This is a genomic window from Ancylobacter sp. (assembly GCF_965279025.1).
Lineage (GTDB): Bacteria > Pseudomonadota > Alphaproteobacteria > Rhizobiales > Xanthobacteraceae > Ancylobacter.
In genome coordinates this window covers 763,115-778,893 of sequence record NZ_OZ257132.1, presented here as the reverse complement: position 1 = coordinate 778,893, position 15,779 = coordinate 763,115, and the positions used below count along the sequence as shown (strand labels likewise).

18 protein-coding genes are annotated in these 15,779 nt (G+C 67.9%); 6 read left to right on the top strand and 12 right to left on the bottom strand.

Going from position 1 to position 15,779, the window contains the following annotated elements; genetic code table 11:
- The 7 genes from ACQY76_RS03665 to ACQY76_RS03635 form a co-directional block, all read right to left on the bottom strand.
- Positions 1-351 (bottom strand): MarR family transcriptional regulator, encoded by a 351-nt coding sequence (locus ACQY76_RS03665; RefSeq protein WP_307063607.1) that lies wholly within the window; start codon positions 349-351, stop codon positions 1-3.
- A 105-nt stretch (positions 352-456) separates the two neighbouring features.
- The gene (locus ACQY76_RS03660; RefSeq protein WP_428031563.1) at positions 457-1,836 is read right to left on the bottom strand and encodes a leucyl aminopeptidase family protein; all 1,380 of its coding nucleotides are present in this window, start codon (positions 1,834-1,836) and stop codon (positions 457-459) included.
- A gap of 24 nt (positions 1,837-1,860) precedes the next feature.
- On the bottom strand, positions 1,861-2,448 hold the full coding sequence (locus tag ACQY76_RS03655) for a histidine phosphatase family protein (protein ID WP_428031562.1): 588 nt from the start codon (positions 2,446-2,448) through the stop codon (positions 1,861-1,863).
- Positions 2,445-3,065 (bottom strand): hypothetical protein, encoded by a 621-nt coding sequence (locus tag ACQY76_RS03650; RefSeq protein WP_428031561.1) that lies wholly within the window; start codon positions 3,063-3,065, stop codon positions 2,445-2,447. Before ACQY76_RS03650 ends, ACQY76_RS03655 begins: the two co-directional genes overlap by 4 nt.
- 26 nt (positions 3,066-3,091) lie before the next feature.
- Entirely contained in the window at positions 3,092-3,907 is an 816-nt protein-coding gene (gene fabI, locus ACQY76_RS03645; RefSeq protein WP_428032920.1) for an enoyl-ACP reductase FabI, read from the bottom strand.
- 118 nt (positions 3,908-4,025) lie between these two features.
- Positions 4,026-4,976, bottom strand: coding sequence for a DnaJ C-terminal domain-containing protein (locus tag ACQY76_RS03640; protein ID WP_428031560.1), 951 nt, complete (start codon positions 4,974-4,976; stop codon positions 4,026-4,028).
- A gap of 89 nt (positions 4,977-5,065) precedes the next feature.
- The gene (locus ACQY76_RS03635; RefSeq protein ID WP_428031559.1) at positions 5,066-5,461 is read right to left on the bottom strand and encodes an RT0821/Lpp0805 family surface protein; all 396 of its coding nucleotides are present in this window, start codon (positions 5,459-5,461) and stop codon (positions 5,066-5,068) included.
- Between the two features lie 131 nt (positions 5,462-5,592).
- On the opposite strand from ACQY76_RS03635, the gene pdxH reads away from it, so the two are divergent.
- Together pdxH and ACQY76_RS03625 are read left to right on the top strand one after the other, a co-directional pair.
- On the top strand, positions 5,593-6,219 hold the full coding sequence (pdxH, locus tag ACQY76_RS03630; RefSeq protein WP_428031558.1) for a pyridoxamine 5'-phosphate oxidase: 627 nt from the start codon (positions 5,593-5,595) through the stop codon (positions 6,217-6,219).
- Between the two features lie 69 nt (positions 6,220-6,288).
- Complete coding sequence (locus tag ACQY76_RS03625; protein WP_428031557.1) at positions 6,289-7,029, top strand: SDR family NAD(P)-dependent oxidoreductase; 741 nt, start codon at positions 6,289-6,291, stop codon at positions 7,027-7,029.
- Positions 7,030-7,081: 52 nt separating this feature from the next.
- On the opposite strand, the gene ACQY76_RS03620 is transcribed toward ACQY76_RS03625, so the two are convergent.
- Positions 7,082-8,059: a magnesium transporter CorA family protein gene (locus tag ACQY76_RS03620; protein WP_428031556.1), complete on the bottom strand. Its 978-nt coding sequence runs from the start codon at positions 8,057-8,059 to the stop codon at positions 7,082-7,084.
- A gap of 237 nt (positions 8,060-8,296) precedes the next feature.
- Positions 8,297-8,545, bottom strand: a complete 249-nt coding sequence (locus tag ACQY76_RS03615; protein WP_428031555.1) for a hypothetical protein — start codon at positions 8,543-8,545, stop codon at positions 8,297-8,299.
- A 288-nt stretch (positions 8,546-8,833) separates the two neighbouring features.
- Between ACQY76_RS03615 and ACQY76_RS03610 the strand changes: the two genes are divergently transcribed.
- Entirely contained in the window at positions 8,834-9,436 is a 603-nt protein-coding gene (locus ACQY76_RS03610; RefSeq protein WP_428031554.1) for a L,D-transpeptidase, read from the top strand.
- A gap of 230 nt (positions 9,437-9,666) precedes the next feature.
- Here the strand turns inward: ACQY76_RS03610 and ACQY76_RS03605 are convergent, their stop codons facing one another.
- Both ACQY76_RS03605 and ACQY76_RS03600 read right to left on the bottom strand, forming a co-directional pair.
- Positions 9,667-11,049, bottom strand: coding sequence for an aminotransferase (locus ACQY76_RS03605; RefSeq protein WP_428031553.1), 1,383 nt, complete (start codon positions 11,047-11,049; stop codon positions 9,667-9,669).
- A 90-nt stretch (positions 11,050-11,139) separates the two neighbouring features.
- The gene (locus ACQY76_RS03600; RefSeq protein WP_428031552.1) at positions 11,140-12,510 is read right to left on the bottom strand and encodes an extensin family protein; all 1,371 of its coding nucleotides are present in this window, start codon (positions 12,508-12,510) and stop codon (positions 11,140-11,142) included.
- 45 nt (positions 12,511-12,555) lie between these two features.
- Between ACQY76_RS03600 and ACQY76_RS03595 the strand changes: the two genes are divergently transcribed.
- Positions 12,556-13,293 carry an HAD family hydrolase gene (locus ACQY76_RS03595; RefSeq protein ID WP_428031551.1) on the top strand — a complete coding sequence of 246 codons (738 nt, stop codon included), beginning with the start codon at positions 12,556-12,558 and terminating at the stop codon, positions 13,291-13,293.
- A gap of 58 nt (positions 13,294-13,351) precedes the next feature.
- A complete protein-coding gene (locus ACQY76_RS03590; RefSeq protein WP_428031550.1) occupies positions 13,352-14,104 on the top strand; it encodes a DUF1499 domain-containing protein in 753 nt (250 codons plus the stop codon).
- A 13-nt stretch (positions 14,105-14,117) separates the two neighbouring features.
- On the opposite strand, the gene ACQY76_RS03585 is transcribed toward ACQY76_RS03590, so the two are convergent.
- Positions 14,118-15,029: an MBL fold metallo-hydrolase gene (locus ACQY76_RS03585; protein WP_428031549.1), complete on the bottom strand. Its 912-nt coding sequence runs from the start codon at positions 15,027-15,029 to the stop codon at positions 14,118-14,120.
- 109 nt (positions 15,030-15,138) lie between these two features.
- Here ACQY76_RS03585 and ACQY76_RS03580 point away from each other — a divergent pair, with 109 nt between their 5' ends.
- On the top strand, positions 15,139-15,753 hold the full coding sequence (locus ACQY76_RS03580; RefSeq protein ID WP_428031548.1) for a carbonic anhydrase: 615 nt from the start codon (positions 15,139-15,141) through the stop codon (positions 15,751-15,753).
- Positions 15,754-15,779 lie beyond the last annotated feature (26 nt).

Genomic DNA, 15,779 nt, shown 5'->3' with positions numbered 1-15,779 from the left:
TCAACGGGGCAGCGCGCGTGCGGTCGCGACGACGAGATCGCCGAGCCGCTCCAGATAGAGCGCGCCTTCCACCGTACGCTGGATGATGACATTGCGTCGATCCGCCTCGTCGCGTCGGCGCGAGACAAGGCGGAGCTGGCCCATCGTGTCCAGCGCGCGGGTGATGACCGGCTTGGTGACGCCGAGCCGGGCGGCAAGGCCGCGCACCGTGTGCGGCGGCGCTTCCAGATAGACGCTGAGCAGAATGGCGAGCTGGCGCGGGCTGAGATCGGGCGCGTCGTCGCGCACCTGCGCGAGCGACAGCTCGTGCAGCAGACGCAAAGCCTGCGATGGACGCAGTTCGACCGCCATTGGCCCGATCCCGGTCCGCAATCGTTACGGCTGCGGATTGTTCCCCGGACTATGGCGGCTTCGCGACGAAGAAACCATTAACGCAGGTGCGAGCGTGACCTGCCGTCAGGCGCCGTAGCGCTCGGCGAGCAGGGCGTCGAGCGCACGGATGGTCTGGGCCTCGCCACCCTCGGGACGGCCCGGCCGCCCCGAGGGGTTCCAGGCAAAGATGTCGAGATGCAGCCAGGCGCCGGCGCGCGCGACGAAACGCTGCAGGAACAGCGCCGCCGTGATCGAGCCGGCAAAGCCGCCCGCCGGAGCGTTGTTGAGGTCGGCGATCTTGCTGTCGAGCATTGCCGCATAAGGTTGCCAGAGCGGCATCCGCCAGGACGGGTCGGCCTCCGCCGCGCCGTGCCGGGCGAGGTCGGCGGCGAGCGTGTCGTCTTCCGTATAGGCGGGGGGAAGCTGCGGCCCCAGCGCGACGCGAGCGGCCCCCGTAAGGGTAGCGAAGTCGATCAGCAGTTCCGGGGCTTCCTCGTCGGCGAGGCTCAGCGCGTCGGCGAGGATCAGCCGGCCCTCCGCGTCGGTATTGCCGATCTCCACCGTGAGGCCCTTGCGGGAGGGGAAGATATCGCCGGGGCGGAAGGCGGAGCCGTCGATGGCATTCTCCACCGCCGCCACGATGAGGCGCAGCCGCACCTTCAGGCCGCGTGCCATGACCATCTGTGCGAGGCCGATGGCATTGGCGGCGCCGCCCATGTCCTTTTTCATCAACAGCATGCCGCTGGAAGGCTTGATGTCGAGCCCGCCCGTGTCGAAGGCGACGCCCTTGCCTACGAGCGTGACCTTGGGCGCGCCGGGGTCGCCCCAGCTGAGGTCGATGAGGCGCGGCGCGCGAGGGGAAGCGCGCCCGACGGCGTGGATCAGCGGAAAATTGGCAGAAAGCAAATCGTCGCCGGTCGTCACCTTCACCAATGCGCCGAAGCGCGCGGCGAGGGTGCGCACCGCCGCCTCGATCTCCGCCGGGCCGAGATCATTGGCGGGGGTATTGATGAGGTCGCGGGTCAGCGTCACCGCCTCGGCGGTGTGGCGCAGATAGGCCTCCTCGGTCCCGTCGGGCACCACGAGACGCACATCGGCCAAGGTTCGCTTGCCGTAGCGGGTGAAGCGGTAGCCGCCCAGCAGGAAACCGAGGGCGGCAAGCCGGGGGTTCGCGGGCGGGTGGGCAATGACATAATCGCCCGCCGGCAGGGTGGTGGCGAGCTTGCCGAAGGCCAACGGATCGCCCGACGCGCCCTCGCAGCCGAAAAGCACGCCTGCAATTGCCCCGTCCGCCGCCGGCAGCACCAGCAGCGCGCCGGCTTCCCCCTTGAAGCCGGTAGCCTCGGCGAAGGAGAGCGCCGGGGCGGGAAGGCCGCCGGCCACCTCACGCCAGTTCTGCGCCGTGACGCACCAGATCGGGCGGGGCGCCTGCGCCTCGTCGGCACGGATCAACTGGGCGGCCATGCGCGTCATCTCCCGGAAGGATGGTCAGGCGACGGCGAGCTCGAAGGCGCCGTTCTCGATCAGGTAGACAGCGCCCTGGCGGACGGGAAGCTCCACCGCCTGCGCGGGCGGCATGCCGGCAAAGGCATGCAGCATGGCCCGCACCACGCCGCCATGGGTCACCACCACGCTGTCGCCGGAAAGTTCGGCGATGGCGGCCAGCACGCGCTCGGAAAGCTGGGTGTAGCTCTCGCCGCCGGGCGGCACGAAGTTCCAGGGGTCGGCTTCCCGCGCGGCGAGGGTCACCGGGTCGCGCCGGCGCAACTCGTGCCAAGTCGAGCCTTCCCAGCGGCCGAAGCTGATCTCGCGCAGGCGCGGATCGCGCCGGAAGCCATCGGGCGGCAGGCCGAGTTCGGCGCGCAATATGGCCATGGTCTGCGAGGCGCGGCTGAGCGGGCTCGCTACGAAGTCGAGCTTGTGGGCGCCGCCGCTGAGACGCTCCACCACGCGCGCCGTATCGGCCGCCTGCTCGCGGCCGAGATCGTTGAGCGGGATGTCATGCGTGCCCTGAAGGCGGCCGGCGAGGTTCCAATCGGTCTCGCCATGCCGAACGAGAAAAATGCGTCCGGTCATTTCGGCGGAAAACTCACGACATGCGTGTAGCTGACGCCTTTGAAGGGGTAGGAGACGCGCAGCGTCGCGGTCGAGCCCTTCGGCGCACGGCCGGTATAGGAAACCCGAACGCCCTCGATCATGCGGCCGATGCAGCGGTGCGAGCCGCCATCGGCATCGAGAGCGGTGAAGGCGCCGAGATCGAACTTCAGCCGCACGCCGGGCGGCGCGTCCAGCACCTTCACTTCCGGCGCCTGCTCCATCTGGCACAGCCGGTCGACGGTGCCGGCGGCGAAGATCGTCCGGCCCTGGCCGCCGCCGGTGAGATAGGCGAGGCGACCCTGGGTGCGGCCATTGCTCGGGCTCACATAGCCCGGGAAAATGGCGCCGCCGAAGCCGAAGATGCGGCTGAGCAGCGGGTATTGCTGGAAATCGGGCGGGGTGCCGCGGTCCTGTGCGCCCGGCGGCGGCACATAGGGAAGGCTTGAAAGGCCGGAGCCCGGCGGCGGATTGACGATGATGGGCCCCGATTGCGCCGCAGCCGGCCCGGCGAGGGGCCCGGCAAACGACAGGCCCGCAGCCGCGAGCGCGGCGAGGCCATAGGCGCGGAAGAGCGTGGTCAGGCGGGCCTTCATCATGGCGCGTGCTCCGCTGGTGGGTCGCTTCAGTCGCGATCGAGGGTAAGGTCGGGCGCGTCCGGGTTCTTCATGCCGACAATATGGTAGCCTGCATCGACGTGATGTATCTCGCCCGTGACGGCGCGCCCGAGGTCCGACAGCAGATACATGCCGGTGTCGCCCACCTCGTCAATAGTGACGGTGCGGCGCAGCGGGGCGTTGAGCTCGTTCCACTTCAGGATATAGCGGAAATCGCCAATGCCGGAGGCCGCCAGCGTCTTGATCGGGCCGGCGGAGATGGCGTTGACGCGGATGTTCTTCGGACCGAGATCGGCGGCGAGATAGCGCACGCTGGCTTCGAGCGCGGCCTTGGCGACGCCCATGACATTGTAATGCGGCATCCACTTTTCGGCGCCGTAATAGGTCAGGGTCAGCATTGAGCCACCCTCCGTCATCAGCTTTTCGGCGCGCTGGGCAACCGCCGTGAAGCTGTAGCAGGAGATCATCATGGTCTTGCTGAAATTCTCGGCCGTCGTGTCGACATAACGGCCGTCGAGCTCATTCTTGTCGGAAAAGGCGATGGCGTGGACGAGAAAGTCCAGCCCGCCAAGCTGGCGCTCGGTCTCGGCGAACACCGCGTCGATGGTCGCGGGGTCGGTCACGTCGCAATGGCCGACGACAGCAGCGTCGAGCTCGGCGGCGAGGGGCTCGACGCGCTTGCGCAGCGGCTCGCCCTGATAGGTGAGGGCGATCTTCGCCCCATGCGCGTGGGCCGCCTTCGCGATGCCCCAGGCGATGGAGCGATTATTCGCCACTCCCATCACCAGGCCGCGCTTGCCGCTCATCAATCCGCCCGATGCCATGCTCGCCACGATGCTCCGTACCTTTGCCCACGTGATTGGGCGCAGGTTCCTATCGCACAGGCGAAAGAGCCGCTCAAGCGAGCGGTGGCGCGCGGCCGGTTCCCGCGTGCGGGATGGCTCAGGCCGGACCCTCGCGCCGACGCCGCATCAGCTCCTCGATCTCGCCGTCGGGGGCGTCCGGAAGCATGATCCGCGTCGTGGCAAGCAGGTCGCCCGCCGCGCCGTCGGCCTTGGGCAGCCCCTTGCCGCGCAGGCGGAAGGTGCGGCCGGACTGGGTGTGGGCGGGAACGGAAAGCTCGACCTCGCCGCCAAGCGTCGGCACGCGCACCTTGCCGCCCAGCACCGCGTCGACGAGCGGCAGCGACACATCGGTGCGCAGGTCCGACCCCTCGATGCGGAAATGCCGGTGCGGGGCATAGGAGACGACGACATAGGCATCGCCTGCCGGCCCGCCAAACGGGCTGGGCTCGCCCTGGCCCTTCAGCCGCATGCGGTGGCCTTCCGCCACGCCGGCGGGGATCTTCACCTCCACCGTGCGGCCATTGGGAAGGTGTACCTTCACCGAGCCGCCCTCGACCACTCGCTCAAGCGCGACCGGCACGGTGATGTCGATGTCGCCGCCACGCGGCACCTCGCCGCCGCCGGAGCGCCCTCTGCCGCGTCCACCGAGGCCGCCGAGGATATCGGCGATCACATCGTCGAACCCGCCGGCGTCATGGGGGCCATGGCCGGAACGGCGCACGCCGTCCGGGCCGAAGGAGAAGCTCTCATAGGGATTTTCGGCCTGCCGCCCGCGCCGGAAGCCGCTGTTGAAGCCGCCGCCCGGAAAGCCCTCGAAGCCGCGCGGCTTGCCTTCGGCGTCGATCTCGCCACGGTCGAACTGGCCGCGCTTCTCAACGTCGGACAGGATCTCGTGCGCCGCGTTCAGTTCGGCAAACTGCTCCTGAGCCTTCGGACTGTCCTTGTTGGCGTCCGGATGCAGCTTCTTGGCGAGCTTGCGAAAAGCCCGCTTGATGTCGCTCTGGTCGGCGGTGCGGGCAACGCCGAGAATCTCATAGGGATCGCGCATGGATAGTCATCTCGTCCGGCGGTTCCGGCTCCCGACCATGTAGTGACGGTGTTGCCGCGATGCAACGGCGGCGCGGCGCCGTTGCGCGCTCAGCCTCTGTCGAGCAGCCGGGTCTGGTCGACCTTCCAGCCATTCTTGCCGGAACGGCACGCTTCGCCCTGAAGCCAGTCTTCCCGGCTGTCGCGGACGAAGCTCATGAGGAATTCGCGGCATTTGCCGCCATCGGATTTCTCGCCAAGCGGCGTCACCGTGCCGCGCGTGGCGCTGGCATAGTTCTCCCAGGGCACGCTGGGGGCGGCTTCCTTCTCGTGCAGCGCCTCGGCGAGAGCCGTGCGGGCGGCCGCCCAATCATCGGGGGCGATGCCCTTGGGCACGGGCTCGCGGGCATAGGCGCGGGGGGTGACGGAGGCGGTCGCCAGCGTGTCGAGGCCGGGCGCGGTGGAGCATCCGCCGACAAGAAGCGCGCCCGCGACCAAAGTCAGCACTGCGGGTGCTGTGCGGAACGAGGACGCGGGCTTATATGAAAGGCCGGTGCCCGCCCCGAAGCGCGCCGCCCGCTTTCGCCACCTGTGGAACATGCCCATGGGTCCTGTACTCAACGCCCGAAGATGCCGTTATGGAAGCGCCTGAACAGTTAACATCCGGTGATTTCACCGCTTCTACCGAGCCTTTCCTGCTGTTTGAGGAATGGTTCGCGCAAGCCAGGGAAAGCGAGCCAAACGACCCGAACGCGATGGCGCTCGCCACGGTGGATGCCGACGGCCTGCCGGATGTGCGCATGGTGCTGCTGAACCAGCGCGACGCGCGGGGCTTCGTGTTCTTCACCAATACCGGCAGCGCCAAGGGGCAGGAGCTTGCCGCCGTGCCGAAGGCGGCGGTGGTGTTCCACTGGAAATCACTGCGTCGCCAGGTGCGGGTGCGCGGGCCTGTCGAGACCGTCAGTGAGGCCGAGGCCGACGCTTATTTCGCCTCGCGCCCGCGCCTGTCGCAGATCGGCGCCTGGGCCAGCCGGCAGTCACGCCCGATGGAGGGCCGCTTCGCGCTGGAGACGGCGGTGGCGAAGGTCACGGCGCAATATGCGCTCGGCTCGGTGCCACGCCCGGCGCACTGGACCGGCTACCGCATTCGCCCGACACAGATCGAATTCTGGCACGACCGGCCTTTCCGGCTGCATGACCGCGTCGTCTTCACCCGCGACAATGCCGACATGCCGGACTGGTCGAAGACGCGATTGTTCCCGTGAGTGGTTGAGCCTCTCTTCCTGAACGGCTTTCTCCCTGACACCACCCCGCCGCTGAGCTAAGACACGCTTATGAACAACCAGCCTCGCCGCACTCTCCTGCTCACCGGCGCCTCGCGCGGCATCGGCCACGCCACCGTCAAGCGCTTCTCGGCAGCGGGGTGGCGGGTCATCACCTGCTCGCGCCATGCCTTCCCGGAAAACTGTCCGTGGGAGATGGGGCCGGAAGACCATATCCAGGTCGACCTCTCCGACCCCGCGGACACGCTGCGGGCGGTGGACGAGATCAAGAACCGGCTCGCCAATGGCGAACTGCACGCTCTCGTCAACAATGCCGGCATCTCGCCCAAGGGGCAGGGCGGCGCGCGGCTGGGCACGCTCAACACGCCGGAAGAAGACTGGCGGCGGGTGTTTCAGGTGAACTTCTTCGCGCCCATCCTGCTGGCGCGCGGCCTGCTGGAAGAGCTCAAGCGCACCCATGGCGCGGTGGTGAACGTCACCTCCATCGCCGGCTCGCGGGTGCACCCCTTCGCCGGCGCGGCCTACGCGACCTCGAAGGCGGCGCTGGCCGGGCTGACTCGCGAGATGGCGGAGGATTTCGGCCGGCTGGGCGTGCGGGTGAACGCCATCGCGCCGGGCGAGATCGACACCTCGATCTTGTCGCCGGGCACGGAGAAGATTGTCGAGCAGATCCCGATGCAGCGGCTGGGCACGCCCGACGAGGTGGCGAAGATCATCTATGTGCTGTGCACCGACACCTCATCCTATCTCAACGGTGCCGAAATCCACATCAATGGCGGCCAGCACGTCTGAGGCGGGAGGGCTCCGCCGCCCTAGATGACGCTGGCTTTAGAGGCGGCTGGCTTTAAAGCCAGCGCTTCCACTTGAAGAACAGATACGGCACCACGGCGGCGGCCAGCATGGCGACGAGGGCGATGGGATAACCCCACCGCTCGTCGAGTTCCGGCATGTGCTGGAAGTTCATGCCGTAGACCGAGGCGATCAGCGTCGGCGGCATCAGCACCACCGACAGCACGGCGAAAATCTTGATGATGTTGTTTTGCTCGATGCCGACCATGCCGAGCGTGGCGTCCAGCAGGAAGGTGATCTTGCTGCCGAGATAGGACACGTGGTCGTTCAGCGAGGCGACGTCGCGCTGCATGCTTTTCAGCAGCGCGCGCTGGTCTTTGTCGAAGCGCTCCGCCTCGCCCTCGGTGGACAGGAAGGTCACCACGCGGCCCATCGACACCAGGCTCTCCCGGACCTTGGAGCCGAGATCGCCGCGCCGGCCCAGTAGCTTGAGGATCGTGCGAAAGCGCTGGCTGTCGCCCGAGCGCTCCAGCTCCGGCTCGAAGACCTGCTGAGAGGCGGCGTCGATGTCGACCGCCAGTCGCTCGATGATGTCGGCGGCGCGGTCGATGATGGTGTCGAGCATGATCAGCAGAAGCCGCTCGCCACGCGTGCCTGTCGGGCAGGATCGGTCGAGCTTGGCCACGACGAGCCGGAACGGCGTGGGCTCGTCATAGCGCACCGTGGTCAGCCGGTTTCCCGCGAGAATGAAGGAAATCTGCGCGAGGGCGGGGCGCTCTCCCTCGCTGTTGCAGACGATGGCGCCGGTCATGTAGCGCGCGCCGTTTTCCACCCGCAGGCGGCTGGAGGGCTCGATCTCGAACATTTCCTCGCGCGTTGGCACCGAGATGCCGAGGGCGGCCTCGATGATGCGATCCTCGCCCTCTTCCGGGCGGAACAGGTCGATCCAGACGGCATCGGCGGGGATCTCCGCCCCGGCGGTGATGGGGACGGCTGCGAGCATGCCTCCCCGCTGGCAATAGGCGGTGATCATGGCTTCCCCGACTGTGACGCGCGAGCGCCGACCTTGCGCTGCTTCGCACGCGGATTCCAGCCGTCCCTCCGCCCATGGCGCAGGAACGGCGCGTGGCAATAGCTCCGGTCCGGCCGAGGGGCGGTTCTCGCCATGGGTCGGCGCGCGCGCATGCGGCGCCCGGTCATGAGCGATTCGTCTTCCATCGGCTCTGGGAGAGGAGGCGGCGGTTGCAGCCCGGCCCGATGGCCGGCGGCGTCAGGCCGCGAAATATTCTACGTCGCGAAGCGTGACGATTTTGACTTCCGCATCATCGGTCCGCGCCGCGCCCGTCATGGGGGCATCGGATACCGTCTTCGGCTGGGAGGCGTAGCGGGCCGCGGCAGCAACCGCGGAAATGCCGATCTCGCGCCAATGAGCGCTCTGCTCCGCACGGTCCCAGCGTTCGCTCGGGCGACCCTCGGTGCCGCGGCTCGGTTGGGCGGGGCTCTCTTCTTCGGTAGACATCATATTCTCCAGTGTTGACCACCACTCGGGGTGGTGCCGACGAAGTGGGCGCCGACTGCGTCAAAAATATGCAAAGTCGCGGTCGGAGATAAGGCCTCACGTTGCGGAGCATCGCTTTCGACGGGTTTTCGCACCTCTTCCAACGTAACTGAGGTTTTTCCGCAACAACTTGTGGCGACGAACCCGTGTCGATGATGTGGCCCCTTCAAGGCGGCTCCCACATGGGCTAATCGACGGTGACGAGCGGTTTGGCGCGCGCGGTGCGCGTGGGGATTCGGAGCTTTCAAAATGGTTTTGCGCGGGGCGGTGGTTGTCCTGTTGGCGGTTCTTCTGGGTGCGTGCAGCAATGCGCAGCGGCAGCCGGCCCCGGAGGCGTCGCTGACGCCGCGGGACAAGAAGTTGCTCGCCAATGCACCGTACAAGAAGGTGTTGCCGCCGGAGATGTATCAGCGGGCTATCGTCGATTATGCCGGCACCGAGAAGCCGGGCACCATCGTCGTCGATACCGACCGCAAGTTCCTCTATCTTGTCGAGGGCGAGGGCAAGGCGATTCGCTACGGCGTGACCGTCGGCGAGGAAGGTCTGGCGTTCAAGGGTGAGGCCAAGATCGGCCGCAAGGCGGAATGGCCGACCTGGACCCCGACCCCCGAGATCAAGCAGCGCCTCGCCGGCATTCCTGATTTCGTCGGCCCCGGCCCGCACAACCCGATGGGCGCGCGCGCGCTGTACCTGTTCCAGGGGAACAAGGACACGCTGTTCCGCATCCACGGCACCAACCAGCCGGAATATATCGGCCAGGCCATCTCCTCGGGCTGCATCCGCATGCTCAACGAGGACGTGATTGACCTCTATACCCGCGTGCCGCAGGGCGCGAATGTCGTCGTCCTCTGACACACGCGACACGGACCATGTGAAAAGGGCGCTGCCGCCGGCAGCGCCCTTTTTGTTTGTGCGGGGCAACCGGCTCCCGGTGAGCCGTCATGCCGGATGGCCGCAGGCGATGGACGTCATGGCCGGGTCTCACCGGCCATCCGCGTCTTGCTTCACCGGGGCGCTGCCTTGGCAGGGGCGCTGCGGAAAGTCGTGAATCCCCGGGCCGAACCCGGGGATGTGTCGCGGCCTCACGCCGCCAGCAAATTCTCGCGCACGGCGTAGTCGAGGGTTTTGTCGAGCGCGCGGGTGAGGCGGTCGAACAGGTCGTCGATCTCGGCCGGGGAGATGACCAGCGGCGGGCAGATGGTGACGGCGTCGCCGAACACATTGCGCAGGATGAGCCCTTCCTGCTGGCAGAAGGCCACGCATTTGGCGGCCATGCCGAGCTTGGGGTCGAACTGGTGCTTGCGTTTCTTGTCGGCCACCAGCTCGACGGCTGCCACCATCCCCTTGCCGCGTGCCTCGCCGACCAGCGGATGGTCTTCCAGCGCGGCGCGGCGGGCATCGAATTGCGGGATCTTGGCGCGCACCCGGGCGAAGACGCTCTCGCGCTCGTAAATCTCCAGTGTCTTCACCGCTACCGCCGCGGCCACCGGATGGCCGGAATAGGTGTAGCCATGACCGAAGCTGCCGAGCTTGCTGCTCTCGGTGAGCATGGCCTGGTACATCTCCTCGGGAATCATCACAGCGCCGATGGGCTGGTAGGCCGAGGAAAGCGCCTTGGCGATTGAGATCGAATCCGGCCGCATCTCCAGCGCCTCGCACCCGAAGGCGGTGCCGAGGCGGCCGAAGCCGGTGATGACCTCGTCGCCGATGAAGAAGACGTCGTAGCGCTTCAGCACTTCCTGAATCTTCGGGAAATAGCTCTTGGGCGGCACGATCACCCCGCCGGCGCCCATCACCGGCTCGGCGATGAAGGCCGCGACCGTCTCCGGTCCTTCGGCGATGATCAGCGCCTCCAGTTCGGTGGCGAGGCGGGTGGCGAAATCCTCCTCGCTCTCGCCCTCCTCCGCCAGGCGGTAGTAATGGGGGCAGCTGGTATGCCGCACGCCGGCAATGGGCAGATCGAAATCATTGTGGTTGCCCGCCAGTCCGGTCAGCGAGGCCGAGGCGATGGTGACGCCGTGATAGGCGCGCATACGGGAAATGATTTTCTTCTTTTTCGGCCGGCCCAGCGCATTGTTCATGTACCAGACAAGCTTAATCTGGGTGTCGTTGGCCTCCGACCCGGAATTGGTGAAGAACACCTTGGAGATCGGCACCGGGGCCATCTCCTTCAGCTTTTCCGCCAGTTCGATCGCGGGGTCGTGGCTCTTGCCGCCGAAGATGTGGGTGAAGGGCAGCTTGCGCATCTGCGTCGCGGCCGCTTCCACCAGCTCTTCATTGCCGTAGCCGAGCGCGGTGCACCAAAGGCCGGCCATGCCTTCGAGATAGGGCTTGCCGTCGACGTCATATACCCACACGCCCTTGCCGCGTTCGAGGATCAGCGGTCCGGTCTCGCGCACGGTGACGAGATTGGTATAGGGGTGGATCAGCGTCTCGACGTCGCGAGCCTGAAGATTGGTGAGCATGGCAGCTACTCCGCCGGCCGGGTGAAACCATGTTCACCCTAGAGCGGCGGCGGGCGCGCCGGAAGCGCGCCCTTGGTCGGAGGCACCGGGCTATTGACTCGTGCCGGGGCTTTGAGCCGCAGGTCCGGTATCGGGCGCGGGGCCCGGCGCGTCCTCGCCGCCTTCCTCATCGTCCGTCGCCGCGGGAACCGGCGGCTTCTTCGGCGGGCTGGGCGCCCTCGCCACTGCCTCGGCGACAGCCCATTGGCACAGCACCGCCCCGCTGCGCCGTTGCGCGCGATCCACATGCAGATGCTGCTCGTGATAGCCGTCCGAGCCGGGGCCGAGAATCGTGGTGAATTCTGTGCAGGCGCTGGCCTTCAGCAATTCCTGGAAGGCCACCGGCATCGGCTTGTCGGCGCTGCCCGCTGCCGGAATGCCGATCACGAAGCGGCGGCCGTCCTTCAGCACATAGCCGCCCGTGTCGAGCGCGTTGCCCCTGCCGTGCTCGCTGATCTTCGCGCCGGGCACGCGATTGCGCGGCCGGCACTGCTGCGAGGCGGCCACCATTACCTTGTCGAGCGGCGCACCCAGCGTGGCGACGGCCGGCTCGATGCCGTTGCGCACCCAACGTGCGACGGCGGCGGCCATCTCGCAGCGCAGCGTCGCCGCCGGCTCCAGGGTCACCAGCCTGCCATCCTTCATGCGGACGGCGGAGAGGCTCACGCCCCGGTCGACCGTACAGGCCGTGTTGGTGGCGGTGACGGCGACGGGGGTGAAGACGCCGAGATTCTCGTTCGACAGCTCGGGACATATCGTCGGGACGGCGACCGCGGGCTGCGGCTCTGCGGCGGGCGGGGGAGAAGAGGGCGGCACGGGCGGCAGCGCGGCGATCTGGCGCTCCGGGCCAGGGGTGGGGAGCGGGACGGCGGCGGCCGCCTCCTCAGGAGGCGGGGCCGGCTCTTGGCGTGGCACGGGAGCCTCCGCACGCTCGGGCGCTGCGGGCTTGGCTTGCTCGGCGGGCTTTTCCTGCGGCGTCGGCACCGCCGCAACAGTCGGCTCCGCGCGCCGGCTGGGGGGCGGCTCCACCGGGGCGACCGGAGGCGCCAGTGTTACGGGTGGGGAAACATTGGTGTCGGCCGGGATGCCCGCGGCTTCCGTCACATCGCGGGGCGTGGGCGTGGGAACCTCGGCCGCCGTGCTCGCTGACTGGGCCGGCGCATCGATATCCTGCGGGCGGGGACGCGGCAGCGGGATGCTGGCATTGGCCTTCGGTTTGGTCGAGACCTTCCGCCGCGCCGGCTTTTCCGGCGTGACGCCCAGCCATTCGCCCAGCTGGCGATTGACGGCGGTGCCCGCCTCGTCGATGGAGCGCTTGATCTCCTGTGCCGGCTCCGCCCTGAGCGGCAGGGCACTGGCCAAAAGCAGAGCCAGTCCGGCGCCCACACCCACAGCCCCGAATGGGAGCTTGGAGAAATCCATGCTATCAGGCCTCCACCTGCAGGCATCATGCCGGAACAAACCGGATTGCGTCAGACTGTGAACGCCCCACGCGCCATTCTGTTCGACAAGGACGGTACTCTTGTCGATTTCGACCATACCTGGGGTCCGGCCGCCGGTGCCGTGATGCGCCGGCTCGCCGGTGCGGACACGGCCGCCCTTGAGCGACTTTTCAACGCCAGCCACTATCTCGCCGATGAGCGGCGCTTCCTCCAGACCTCGCCACTGATCGCCGGATCCTCACGCCAATATGGCCCGCTCTGGGCCGAGATACTGGCGCGCGCGCCCGATTCCGACTTCTACCGCGAGGTGGATGTTCTTTTCCGCGAGGAGGGGGAGCGCTTCCTCACACCGATCGGACGACCCGCGCAGGTGCTGGCGCGGCTGCACGCCTCCGGTCTTCCGCTCGGCATCGCCACCAATGACGCCGAACCGAATGCCCGCCTGCAGGCGGACAGGCTGGGTCTTTCCCCCTATGTGATGGCGATCTACGGACATGATTCGGGCTATGGTTCGAAGCCGGCGCCCGGCATGGTGCGGGCCTTCAGCACGCTGACGGGCCTCCCAGTGGCCACCATCGCGCTGGTAGGCGACACCCGGCACGACCTCGACACCGCCCGGGCCGCCGGGGCGATGGCGATTCTGGTGCGGTGCGGGCCGGCGCCGGTGGATGCCTTCGCGCACGAGGCCGATCTGGTCGTTGACACGGTGGAGCAGCTTGCCGACATCATCCTCGGCACGCAGCCTGCGGCCGCCGTGGCGTGAAGCGGGAGAGAGGGAGCACCCCGCGATGATCCGCCGGAGGCTTTATATTGACGAACGGATGTCGCGGCTCGCCGTCTGGAGCCTGCGCATCGCCGTCTTCGCTTTTCCCGTAACCTTCATCGGCGCGGCGCTCTATGCCACCGAGACGCTGGATTTCCAGAGCGCGCGCTACACAGTGCTGGCGGGGGTCGGGGTGGCGGTGCTGGCCCTGCTGCTCGCGCTGGCGGGTTTCGTGGTGATCTGGAACGAGGGGCTGAAAGGCTTGTGGCGGGTCTTGGGTGCGGGCGCGCTGGCGCTTGTGCTGATCACCCCGACGGCCACGCTGGCGGCCTTCGGAATGGGCGTGCGCAACCTGCCCGACGTGACCACCGACACGCAGGACCCGCCGGATTTCGTCACGCTCGGCACGGTCCGCTCGCGCACCGCCAACAGCCTCGTCTATCCCGGCGACAGGCTCGCCGGGATGCAGCTGGACCTCTATCCCGGCATCAAGCCGATCACCTTCGACGCTCCTGCGGACGACATCTTCCGCAGCCTCCTGTCGCTGGCCAAGCGGCATAAATGGCTGATCGTCGACGCGGTGCCCCCGCGCGAGGGCCGGGACGGGCGCATCGAGGCGGTGGCGCGCAGCCTGCCCTTCGGCCTGCGCGACGACCTGGTGATCCGGATTCGTGGCACCGGTGCGGGAACGCGCGTCGACATGCGCTCCACGGCGCGGAACGGCGAGGCTGATTTCGGCTCGAATGCGCGCCGCATCTCTCAGCTTTTCGCCGAACTCGCCGACCAGCAGGGCCGTCCACTGCGGCGGTAGGGCGAGAGGCGGCTCAGGGCAGGCGAAAAATGCCGTCGCGCAGCGCGGGTCCGTCGGTGAGCACATCGCCGCGATCCACCAGATCCTCGAGATGGGCGAGGGTGGAAAGGCCCGCCGCGCCGGCAAGGCGCGGGTCGAGGCCGAAATAAATCGCCCGCACAATATCGGGGATGGAGCGCGGCCCGCGTTCCAGCGCCCGCAGGATCGCCGTCTCGCGGGCCTGACGATGGCGCAGGAATCGCTCCACGAAGGCGGACCCCTGCGTGATCGTCCCGCCATGGCCGGGAAGATACAAGGTCTCGGGCCGCTCCCCGAGCCGGCGCAGCGACTCCATGTAATCGTTCATCGAGCCATCCGGTGGCGCAACGACGGTGGTCGACCAGCCCATGACGTGATCGCCGACGAGGATGGCGCCGTCCTGCTCCAGCACGAAGGCCATGTGGTTGGCGGTGTGGCCGGGGGTCGCTAGGGCCGCCAGGGTCCAGCCTGCGCCCTCTACCCGAGCCCCGTCGGCCAGAGCGACGTCGGGGAGGAAGGAACCGTCGCCGGCGGAATCGAGCGTGGCGGCCTCCCGCGCGTGCAGTGGACGCGCGGCGCGGTGCGGGCCTTCCGCATAGGTAGGCGCGCCGGTCGCCGCCTTCAGCGCCGCCAGCCCGCCGCTGTGGTCGCGATGGGTATGGGTGAGGAAGATGTGGGTGACCCTTTCGCCCCGCACCGCGTCCAGAAGGGCCGCGAGGTGGGACGCATCCTCCGGCCCCGGATCGACGATGGCGACGTCGCCGCGCCCGACGATGTAGGAGCAGGTGCCGGTGAAGGTGAACGGACCCGGATTGGGGGCCAGCACGCGGCGCACGCTCGGAGCGACGGTGTCGACAACGCCCGCGACGGCGTCGAAGCGTCGATCAAAGGGAATGTCCTCGGCCATTCTTCGCCTCTCCGGTCCGTGACGCGATGGGTTGGCGCGATCCGTTTGCGCGCCGGCCCCGGCACGTTTATGCAGCTATTGCGCGGCGTGCCTATCGCAAGGGTGATGGATGGACAAACTGCTCAACGGCTATCGGCGATTTCGTGCTACCAACTGGCCGGAACGCAAGGCGCTTTTCGAGAGGCTGGCAGCCCTTGGACAGAAGCCTGACACGCTGGTCATCGCCTGCTCGGACAGCCGGGTCGACCCCTCGATGATCTTCGATGCCGGACCGGGCGAGCTCTTCGTCGTGCGAAACGTGGCCAATCTGGTGCCGCCTTATTCCACGCCGGACCATCAACACCACGGCACCAGCGCGGCGATTGAATTTGCCGTGCGGGTGCTGGAGGTGCGGGAGATCGTCGTGCTGGGCCATGCGCTGTGCGGCGGCGCCGGGGCGCTGGTCGACGGCGCTCCGGAGCAGGCACAGGACTTCCTGCCCGACTGGATCCGCATCGGCGGCCCGGCGCGCGACATTGCCCTCAAGCTCAGCGACGACCCCGCCGAGCGGCGGACGATTCTGGAACATCAGTGCGTCAAGCTGTCGCTGCGCAATCTTGAGACCTTTCCGTGGGTCCGCGAGCGGGTCGAGGACGGCCGTCTGCACTTGCAGGGCGCTTATTTCGCCGTGGCGACCGGCGTGCTCGAGCGGTTGCAGCCGGACGGAACCTTCCAGCCCGCCTAATACTTTGGGCGCATGGGTAAGGAACC